General features: G+C 50.5%; 7 protein-coding genes and 1 pseudogene. 4 read left to right on the top strand and 4 right to left on the bottom strand.

Annotated elements, in window-relative coordinates; all coding sequences use genetic code 11:
* The first annotated feature begins 69 nt into the window (after positions 1 to 69).
* Together DM826_RS03105 and rfbD are read left to right on the top strand one after the other, a co-directional pair.
* Positions 70 to 1,359, top strand: coding sequence for a lysylphosphatidylglycerol synthase transmembrane domain-containing protein (locus tag DM826_RS03105; RefSeq protein ID WP_133304622.1), 1,290 nt, complete (start codon positions 70 to 72; stop codon positions 1,357 to 1,359).
* A gap of 153 nt (positions 1,360 to 1,512) precedes the next feature.
* Complete coding sequence (rfbD, locus tag DM826_RS03100; protein WP_120101345.1) at positions 1,513 to 2,379, top strand: dTDP-4-dehydrorhamnose reductase; 867 nt, start codon at positions 1,513 to 1,515, stop codon at positions 2,377 to 2,379.
* On the opposite strand, the gene DM826_RS03095 is transcribed toward rfbD, so the two are convergent.
* The 3 genes from DM826_RS03095 to DM826_RS03080 form a co-directional block, all read right to left on the bottom strand.
* Positions 2,371 to 3,300, bottom strand: coding sequence for an NAD-dependent epimerase/dehydratase family protein (locus tag DM826_RS03095; RefSeq protein ID WP_120101342.1), 930 nt, complete (start codon positions 3,298 to 3,300; stop codon positions 2,371 to 2,373). The genes rfbD and DM826_RS03095 overlap by 9 nt on opposite strands.
* Positions 3,301 to 3,500: 200 nt before the next feature.
* Positions 3,501 to 4,577 carry a glucose-1-phosphate thymidylyltransferase gene (locus tag DM826_RS03085; RefSeq protein ID WP_120101337.1) on the bottom strand — a complete coding sequence of 359 codons (1,077 nt, stop codon included), beginning with the start codon at positions 4,575 to 4,577 and terminating at the stop codon, positions 3,501 to 3,503.
* Positions 4,578 to 4,580: 3 nt separating this feature from the next.
* A complete protein-coding gene (locus DM826_RS03080) occupies positions 4,581 to 5,051 on the bottom strand; it encodes a cupin domain-containing protein (RefSeq protein ID WP_120101335.1) in 471 nt (156 codons plus the stop codon).
* Between the two features lie 107 nt (positions 5,052 to 5,158).
* Here DM826_RS03080 and lhgO point away from each other — a divergent pair, with 107 nt between their 5' ends.
* Both lhgO and DM826_RS13195 read left to right on the top strand, forming a co-directional pair.
* The gene (gene lhgO / locus DM826_RS03075) at positions 5,159 to 6,367 is read left to right on the top strand and encodes an L-2-hydroxyglutarate oxidase (RefSeq protein ID WP_120101333.1); all 1,209 of its coding nucleotides are present in this window, start codon (positions 5,159 to 5,161) and stop codon (positions 6,365 to 6,367) included.
* A gap of 23 nt (positions 6,368 to 6,390) precedes the next feature.
* Positions 6,391 to 6,957 (top strand): annotated as a pseudogene (locus DM826_RS13195) (sugar nucleotide-binding protein).
* A 288-nt stretch (positions 6,958 to 7,245) separates the two neighbouring features.
* On the opposite strand, the gene DM826_RS03055 reads toward DM826_RS13195, so the two are convergent.
* Complete coding sequence (locus DM826_RS03055) at positions 7,246 to 9,609, bottom strand: hypothetical protein (protein WP_120101325.1); 2,364 nt, start codon at positions 9,607 to 9,609, stop codon at positions 7,246 to 7,248.
* Between the last annotated feature and the right edge of the window lie 169 nt (positions 9,610 to 9,778).

Genomic DNA, 9,778 nt, shown 5'->3' with positions numbered 1-9,778 from the left:
CCAATCCGTCCCGCTTCACTTCCTAGTAGATTTGGCACTTCGTTAGAGCTACTAGCGAAACGATACTAGTTGCACATCTCTCTGACCGACCGGGTTCCCCGTCTAAACAAGGCCGAAACACTCGATTCGGAAAGTTTTGATATCACAGCCGAACTTCCGCTGCGGGCAATCATTGCTGGGTTTCGAACGACAGAGGTACCAGTCTCATGGCAGAGTCGGGAAGCAGGGGTAAGCAAATTGAATGCAACAAAAAAAGGACCAGTCTACTTCCGTCGTGTTATCTCTCAATTTGTTCGTGGAAATATGGCTGGATTCCGAGATCTGTTTGCCACTGTGACTGATCAGGGGATCGCTCGAACGCTTGGTGCAGCACTGTTCGGAATACTGTTACTTATTGGGCTTTTCTCATTTAGTGGGTTCACCGAAGTATTTAGTACGGTACGCACCGCGAACCCATTATTTATTGCTGGGATTGCTATTATATATCCACTCTCCTTTGTTTTCCGGACGTGGCGGTGGCGGGTTCTCTTGCGAGCAAGCGGACATCTGGCGAGCCGAGCTAATGCCTTCCGGTGTATTATGTCTGGATGGTTGGTTAACTCACTGATTCCTGCACGGGCCGGTGATGTGCTACGAGGATATGCGCTGAAAACGACCGAAGGAACACCGTTTAGTGTTGCTGTTGGAACCATCGTCATTGAACGCGTCCTCGATATGCTAGTCTTAGGTCTCTTAATGACTGTTGTCGCTAGTTTTTACCTTCGATCACAACAAACAATTTACCTCGCACTTGGTGCTTTTTTGATTGGCGTTGTCCTTCTTATTGGACTTATTATAATCTATCTTGTTGGAGACCGACTTTCTGATCTCCTCGCCGATCATGTTGCAGGCGTCAGTAACTCAATCAAGACAGTCCGACAAGCACTCAAACGGGTTAGTGGAAATCCCTTTGCGCTTGCACTTGCAGCAGCCATTTCTCTACCCGTCTGGATGATCGAAGTAACGACGATTTATTTTGCAGCGAAGGCAGTTGGAATAACACTTAGTTTCGTCCCCACAGTCACAGCAGGTGTCTCGGCGTTTGTTTCACAGGCAGTTCCTGTCACTCCTGGTGGGCTCGGAACTTACGAAGCAGCTATCACCTCAATTCTTGTCTTGTTCGATATCGAATCATCGACTGGAACTGCTTTGGCATTAGTCGATCATTTCACACGACTATCAGTTATTTATGTGATCGGATTAATTACCACAGTTCATATTATATTCCAATCTCGCTTATATTTCCGCGATCAAAAACAAAAAAGCGAACAGGAGTCCGATCGAATCCAGTCGTCAATTGGCCCCGAGGAAAGCGACTAATCTCGTATATAATTTTGTGTTTAGAATCAACTCATCTGATGAGAACGCTTGGGATGTTAGATATCGGTATGAATCAATAAATCAAGATATCAGAGATTCAGATACCAAACGAAAACCATAAAATGTTATGTACTCACCATCTTCAAATCCAGTATGGATTTCTTAGTAATCGGCGGAACAGGACTTGTCGGTTCAAATGTCGTCACGGCTACCACTGACGAACATACGGTTCAGTGGACATCCCGTAATTCGAAAAGCGAAGGGCACGAACTTGATAAAACTGAGAGAGACAGAACAACCGAACTCATATCAAAGCTGAATCCTGACGTCGTTGTCGATACCGCAGCCTTCCACGCTGTAGATGACTGTGAACACAGTCGAGCTAAGGCGTACGATGTAAACGGTACTGGAACTAGAAACGTTGCTATCGCTGCAGACGATGTAGATGCACATCTGATCTATTTTTCAACAGATTATGTCTTCGCAGGACTACCTGAAGAGACACCGTATAAGGAATCGGACTATGTTGCACCGATTAACTACTACGCGGAGACAAAGTACGTTGGCGAACAAGCTGCCAAGATCGCAGCAAAGCATACCATCCTCCGCCCGAGCGTTATATATGGACTCTCAAGTGACAACTTTGTTACGTGGGCACTGGGAGAGCTTGATGCGGGTAATGAGATTACGATCGTCAACGACCAAATATCAGCACCGACATACGCACCTGACCTCGCACAAGCATGTCTTGATATCGCTGAGCAGGAGATAACAGGTCTCTACCATGCTACTGGCCCCGAGAGCTGCTCACGATACGAGTTTACGGTACGGCTGGCTGAGGTATATGACTATGATACCGATCTCGTGAAACCGATAACGACGGAAGAATTCGGACAGGAAGCACCACGACCGAGTGATAGCACGCTTGATTCCACGGCTCTATACGAACAGCTTACCGAAGAATTCACACCGCCAAAACAAGCATTCAGCGAGATGGCACCGCAGATTAGCTCAGACTAACGCACGAAATTTGTCCGCCAATTCTTCAACACCCTGATCGATAGTATAACACGTCTCGAAGCCCTCATTGCGGATTTTTTCGTCACTGACGATATAAGAAAGTTGGTTGAGTTGTTCGGCTTCGGTGTATCCGATTTCGACGCCCGGGAAGTGGCGTTCAATGGCATCAACGACATCCTGTAGCCGTCCGTTCTGTCCGACAACATTGTATGCCTCCCCATCTCCGAGTTCAGCCCCAGCGAACAGCATGGATCTAACAGCGTCTTGCACATGGAGATACGGTCGCTGTTGGTCTTCTGCACCTTCGTATACAGTAAGGGGTTGTCCGGTCGCTGCAAGATACGCAAACTTGTCAACGACGGTATCGAACCGCATACCGGTTGTCCATCCATACACTGTACCGAGACGGAGTCCAGTTAGGCCCATTGTGCCGTCCCACCGCTCAAACATTTCCTGTTCAGCCGCAAGTTTTGCCTCACCGTATGGTGATTCAGGATCGCATTCGAAATCCTCCTTGATCTTCTCTTCAGTAGTGCCATAAACCGAACAAGTGACTGCGTTAACAAACTCTTCAACGCCAGCATCGCGTGCAGCCTCAAACACGGTCAGTGCACCTTCGTGGTTTACTTCCCACGTTTTGTCCGGGATATCAAATGTTTCCGGTGCGTTCGTAATCGCTGCAAGGTGGAACACTGTATCGACATCTTCCATCGTTGCGCGGACTACTTCTTCGTCTCTAATATCTCCTTCAACGAAATCATAGCTCGCATACGACGGAAGATCCCACAACGCGTTGAAACGTGGTTGGCGAAGATTATCAAGGATACGGATTTCTTCCCCGGAGAACGCTGGATGATCTGGTATTTCTCTGATGAGTCGAGAGCCAAGATAGCCTACGCCACCAGTAACAAGTACTGTCATACTACGAGTAAGAAATCAGTCGATACTATAGTTTTCGATATTCGAGACGATATAATCCTGCTCAGTCTGGTCAAGATCTCCGAACTCCAGTACGGCCTCACAGTTACGACCGGGGCATTTCATCACTCGACGTGCTTCAAGCACGTTACCAGCGACAATAGTACCACAGTCAGGGCAAGTATGTGTGATTATTCTCATTGTTATAGTTCCAAGGATGAGTTTCGGCCGACGACAAATCGGTCACCGGATGGTTGTGTGCCGTCACTGGAGGTAATCGTTGCCTCTCTCCCAATGAGGCTATCAACGATAGTTCGATCGGCCGTCAGTTCGTTCGCTCCGCTTGCCACACTTGATTCGATATGGACATTGTCGACTGTCGAATCGTCGCCAATGCTTGTGTAAGGGCCAATGTAGGCATTGCCGCCGATACGGGTTCGTTCACCGATAGAGACCGGGCCACGGACGACAGCTCCATCTTCGATAACGCTGTCTTCACCGACCTCTACGCGTCCGGTCGACGAGGCCCCTGCTTCGATCGTGCCACGAATATCGGTCTCGATATCGTCCAGCACAAGTCGGTTTGCGTGGATCACATCTGTCGGCTTGCCGGTGTCTTTCCACCAACCGTGAACGACATGTGACTGGACGTTTCGACCATCATCTAACAAGCCTTGGATCGCCTCGGTGATCTCCAGTTCCCCGCGCCACGAAGGTTCCAGCGCCTCTATTTCGTCAAATATTGCGGGTGTGAAAACGTAAATACCGATGAGAGCAAGATTAGACGGCGGATCCTCAGGTTTTTCCACGAGGCCGACCACATCACTGGACTGATCATCGGTATCGACCACACCATAACGTGAGGGCTCATCAACTTCCTGTAACCCGATGCCGGCAGCATACTGACTGCTATCGAATTCAGCGACTAGATCAGTGATCCCATCACGCATCAGATCGTCACCAAGATAGACAACGAATGAATCATCGCCAACGAAATCACGTGCACAACCGACCGCGTGGGCTAACCCGAGTGGTTCGCCTTGAACGATATAGGTAATATCGACGCCAAAAGCACTCCCGTCGCCGAAATATGCCTGGATCTCATCGCGGCCTTTCTGTCCAAGAATAATGCCTATTTCTGTGATCCCTGCATCCTTCAGATCCTCGACAGCATATTCCATGACCGGCTTGTTGGCAACTGGAACCAGTTGTTTTGGGCCGGTATGAGTCAGTGGTCGAAGCCGCGATCCAGTGCCGCCAGCGAGTATGACTCCTTTCATTGATTACTCGTGTGGGGGCTCTTCCCAATCAAGAGGGATTTTATCCGTATCATACGGCAGCCGTTCCTCGTCAGGATCTTCATAATCATAGAGGTTCGTTGGGAAGTTCAGTAACAACACACGCTCGTCACCGACGGCTTTAAATCCGTGCCAACAGTCACCTGGAACCCGAATCGCGTTCATCGTTCCCTCACCGATAATGTACGTATCGAGTTCACCTTGGCTCGGTGAGTCATCTCTGTCGTCGTAGATAGCAACCTTGGCTTTCCCACGCGGGACAACAAAATGATCAATCTGGCCGCGGTGGTGTCGGTGCCACGCTCGAATAATCCCTGGGTACGTTTCCGAAAAATACGACATAGTCGGTTTGTCATCTCCAGCATAAAAATCCCAATCGGATCGCCAAATCTCAGTGAGATGTCCCCGTTCGTCGGCATTGATTTGAAGTTCTTTGACGGCTACGTCGTGTATCATAAGGTGCAGATCACCATTATCACAGTCGTTATTATGTTTTCCGATACAGAATATACAACCAGAAGTATCAAAATAATTTAGTTGGTTCCGATTCAGAGATGAACAGTATGAAATACGATGTTGCAATCGTTGGAGGAGGATGTGTCGGTTGTTCGGTTGCCTATCATCTCGCACGCGAAATGGCGTTCGATGTGTGTGTCATCGAAAAAGAACATCAACTGGCAAGCCATCAGAGCGGTCGTAACTCAGGGGTACTCCACCCGGGTTTCAATTATCCACCAGGGTCACTCAAAGCCCGGTTCGCAACAGCGGGAACAAAGCAAATGAAAGAGTACTGTGCGGCCAACGGGGTGCCGATAGAGGAACTCGGCGTGCTCGTCGTCGCAACGGATAGCGAGGAACGAGCTCGGCTTACGGAGCTTCAGGAGCAAGCGACCGAAAACGGCGTCGAGACAGAACTCCTCGAAAATGAAAGAGAGATCCACGAACACGAACCGCATGCCGCAGGCGAAGCCGCGTTGTACTGTCCCGAGGCGGCATCGGTGGATTCGCAAAAATATGTCCATTCACTGGCAGGGGATGCAGAGAACGCAGGAGTCGATTTCTACACCGGCGCGGAAGTACAGGCAGTCAAAACGAATGGTAATACCCACCGGATCAGTACCTCAATCGGGACGATCAGTAGCACCTATCTCGTAAATACGGCCGGGCTATACGCCGACAAACTGGCTCATCAAATGGGTGTTGGTCATGAGTACCATGTCGTCCCATTCCGTGGAGAGTACTACGAACTCGTCCCGGAGAAACGACATCTCGTAAACTCGATGATCTATCCGACACCCGATCCAGAACTGCCGTTTCTCGGCGTCCACTACACACGGCGAAGCGACGACAAAGTCATTATCGGGCCGAATGCAGTGTTGGCTTTCGGACGAGAAGCGTACAAAAATACCCAATTCGACATCACAGAGTTACTCACAACACTCGGATACAGTGGGTTCTGGCGGCTGTTCATGTCGGAGAAGATGATTCGCGTTGGACTCAACGAGCTGCACAAATCGTATCGTAAGTCGGCGTTTGTCAAGGCAGCAAAAGACCTAGTTCCTGAAGTCACGGACGACGATTTCCAGCGGAGTTACGCCGGGATCCGGGCACAGATCGTTCGTGACGACGGTCAGCTGATCAAGGAGCCACTGTTTGAACATGGCCCACAGTCGACACACGTACTTAACGCTGTCTCACCAGGATTAACCTCGTCACTCCCCTTTGGCGCACACCTTACTGATGAAATTATAGCGAATTTGGATAGCGTTTAGAAGATGGAAAGGCTGGTATCGATATGCAAATGCTCGTTATCGGTGGGTCGGGGCTCGTTGGCTCGAACATTGTCGAGATCAGTCAAGAGAACGGTATCGATGTTCACGCAACGTATCACAGCAAGTAAACATCGCATACGGAGATCCAATTGGGCAAAACTGATTCCAAGCGGACAGCTGAGGTGCTCACCGATGTCGATCCTGATATCATCGTCGATAGCTGTGAGAGCGATCGGGACAAGGTATGCCGATGCAACGCGGTAGGGACACGGAATGTTGCTGGTACCGTAAAATCGAATAACGCGCATACGATGTATCCCTCGACCGACTACGTGTTCGCTGGCGACCAACCGGAAGCACCGTACACTGAATCGGATCGAATTGCATCGGTGAACTACTATAGACAAGCAAAATACGCAGCTGAACAGGCAGCAAAGATCACTGACGACATGACGATTCTCCGTCCAAGTATGATTTATCATCTTGCCTCCGAAAATTTCGGAACGTGGGCCCTCGGCGACTCAAATCGAATAACCGGATCAAAATCGTCTATGCCCAAACTTCGACACTCATATATTCCCCAGATTTAGCACACACGTGTATTGAACTGTAAACGTTTGACCGGACTCTATCACGCAACTGGCCCCACATCGCTGACGAGATACTATTTTACCTGTGAGCTTGCAATAAAGTTTGGATGCGATGCGGATCTTGCTACACTGATTAGTACTGAGGAATTCAGACAAGAGGCTCCTATACCGACCAACAGTGGTCTCGATCCGACACGGCTGTACGACCAACTCGATCACAAATTCAAAACGCCGGCCGAAGCAGGCCAATCAATGAGCGCGATCCAAGAACAGTAATCGCAGTCGAACTCAGCCAGAATCCGACAGCGAAACAGAATTTCCGCTACGAACGGCTGCCTCAGAAACAGTCACTCCCTCCGATCCGATCTCGTAGGAGCCAGCATACGGAACGCGAACCGAATACTGCCCGTCGTCACCTGCTGTCACCCGACGTTCGTACGTCACCGTTTCGTTGCCGACCGTAACGGTCGTTTGAATCACTCGTGTCTCACCGGGGATACCATCCCAGCTGAGCTCTGCGCCGGGGACAACCTCATACACTTTCCGATCGGCTGTCGCGTGGATCGCTCGATAGTGGCCGAGCCCTGCGGTGGTGTTGGTCGCACTCCCCCAGTTCGACCAAAGCCGCGCCTGCATTGAGTCCGGTGGTGGCCCAAAAGCTGGTTCAACGACAACGTAGCCAACTGGCTTCTCAGAAAGTCGTTCGTACCACGGTGTTGGATCGGTTGCAGTGAGGAAATCGCGGTAGTTATTCCGAGCATACGTGTACGATTCTGATTTACCATTTACATAATAGTTGTACGCGCGATTCCAACTCCACCGACTAAGTACATAGTTGTCCGGCCATGTCGTGCCCGTATCGGTCGCATAGTCGTTGATAGCGATCGATGTCTTGTATGCTTCGTCACTAACTTTAATATCATCTGTGCCAGTAAAAGTCTGAAATAGCCCAAACCCACTGACGAGAAGAAACACAACCACGATGATACCCAGAACCCGGGGCTCTGGCAATGAAATTGTGCGATTAACGGTAGAGTCAGGAGTTGTTGGATCCAGAGAGTTAACAACTCCCAGAGGATCGATCAGATCAACAATCCCAAGAACATAGACAAAAACAAAGCCAGCAAAGACGGCACACAACAGGCCGAACTGCGAAGCAAAACGAAGTTGAACAGTCCCAGCAACAAGCAGAGTCCATCCATATGCGCAAAGTACAGTCCACGTCGAACGATCCACAGCAGCGAGCCGGTAGCTCACATACACAAGCCCAACGAGTCCGAATATGAAAGTTGCACCGAGGTAATAGAACGGTGTCGTCACAACTCCAATATTTGGACTAAAAAGAGACGCTGTCTCCGAGATTCCGGTGCTCCCGGTTCCGCTGAAGTAGGCCACCCCCCGCATCATTGCATCGCGCACTGTCGGCACAGTCAACCATACAATGCCGGTGGCCACGATACCACTCACAACCTCAGTTATAAACATAGTTGATGCAGATAAATCAAGACGATGAGCAGCTACACCGATTCCGACAACCACGGCACTCCAGCCAAAGAGCAGAAGCGGTGTTGCTGCTCTAAAAAGCGGCGACCATCCGAGAGCAATATGAACTGCAAGCGAGATCAGTGCAGCCGTTCCGAGTGCACCGAGAAACCATGCGTTTGCGGTGAACGGATCACGGTTTTTCCGGCGGTTAATAAGAGTGCTGATGACAATATAGGCGGCCAACGGAGCGACTAACAGGGATCCGCCGCGCCATGCATGAACCTGTCCGGCAACGCCGAGTATCACTCCAATCACACCGGTGATTCGCCGACGAGCAACGACGCGCCAGTGTGAAGACTCGGTCACGAGAGCAATTAGTCCAGCAATCGCGATGGTGACAAGAAGATAGTCGAACGCATGGTGATCGCCAAAGCCGAGAGCTGACCGGTAGGCGAGAATTGGCGTAGTCGCATAAATACCGAGAGCGGCGAATCCGATCCGACGATCGGCGAATGAAGCGGTGGCAATCCAGTATAGAAGCCCTCCGGTCGCTACTGCAGCAAGCACGGGGTACCATGTCAGAACGCTCGATACGGCCTGCTGTGTCCCACCGAGGAGCAATGTTCCAACCCACAATGTGGCAATCATGAACACGTCGTGACTTCGGACAGCAGCTGGAAGCGATCCGAGTGTCGCTGGTGTTCGCGTCAACTCGTCCAGCCAGAAGCGATAAAAGTAGGGATCGTTGCCGAGGAGGACGACATTTTCACCGCGGAACACCGCTGACCACGAGAAGGCGGTTCGCATCACAACAACGAACAGCAGGAGTACAACAAGGGTCCCAAGAGCCACCGGATCAAGCGATCCTAATCGGCCCCTGATACCGGCGATATCGATAGATAGTGAGACAGAACTCTTATCCGCGGCGTCTGTCGTCCTACCGTTGAGAACGGCCCGCACGGCCTCTGGGTCGCGAACCCGGTAAGCGTCATCAACGGACTTAATAATACCTGTCGAGACAATTTCGCCGAACGTCCCGGAATCAAGCGGAACATCGTCGAACGTCCACGATCCATCAGCATCAACATCCAGAAGCGTTCGAAGATCGGACTCTATTTCGGGCCGATCGGCGAGCAACTCAGCGGTCGCCGACTCGACGTTGGACATAGATACTGATCCTAAAGCCGACGAATTAAATCATTCGAAGCGGCGGCTGTTAGGGTATGTTATCGTCTAACGATAGCGCAAAACAGCCGTGTGCCGCGGCTCAGTTGTGAAAAATACGAAAATGAGGGCCGACACGAGGTCGGTGGTTATGGGTGAAGCCCAGTGGGCG

This window comes from Halonotius aquaticus, assembly GCF_003605575.1.
Lineage (GTDB): Archaea > Halobacteriota > Halobacteria > Halobacteriales > Haloferacaceae > Halonotius > Halonotius aquaticus.
The sequence above is the reverse complement of the archived record's forward strand: the minus strand, read 5'-3'. Positions and strand labels throughout refer to the sequence as shown.

Bases quoted from the DNA above. Each gene is read 5' to 3' on its own strand.
- DM826_RS03080 (WP_120101335.1), bottom strand. From the start codon at position 5,051: ATGATACACGACGTAGCCGTCAAAGAACTTCAAATCAATGCCGACGAA.
- rfbD (WP_120101345.1), top strand. From the start codon at position 1,513: ATGGATTTCTTAGTAATCGGCGGAACAGGACTTGTCGGTTCAAATGTC.
- DM826_RS03085 (WP_120101337.1), bottom strand. From the start codon at position 4,577: ATGAAAGGAGTCATACTCGCTGGCGGCACTGGATCGCGGCTTCGACCA.
- DM826_RS03055 (WP_120101325.1), bottom strand. From the start codon at position 9,609: ATGTCCAACGTCGAGTCGGCGACCGCTGAGTTGCTCGCCGATCGGCCC.
- DM826_RS03095 (WP_120101342.1), bottom strand. From the start codon at position 3,300: ATGACAGTACTTGTTACTGGTGGCGTAGGCTATCTTGGCTCTCGACTC.
- lhgO (WP_120101333.1), top strand. From the start codon at position 5,159: ATGAAATACGATGTTGCAATCGTTGGAGGAGGATGTGTCGGTTGTTCG.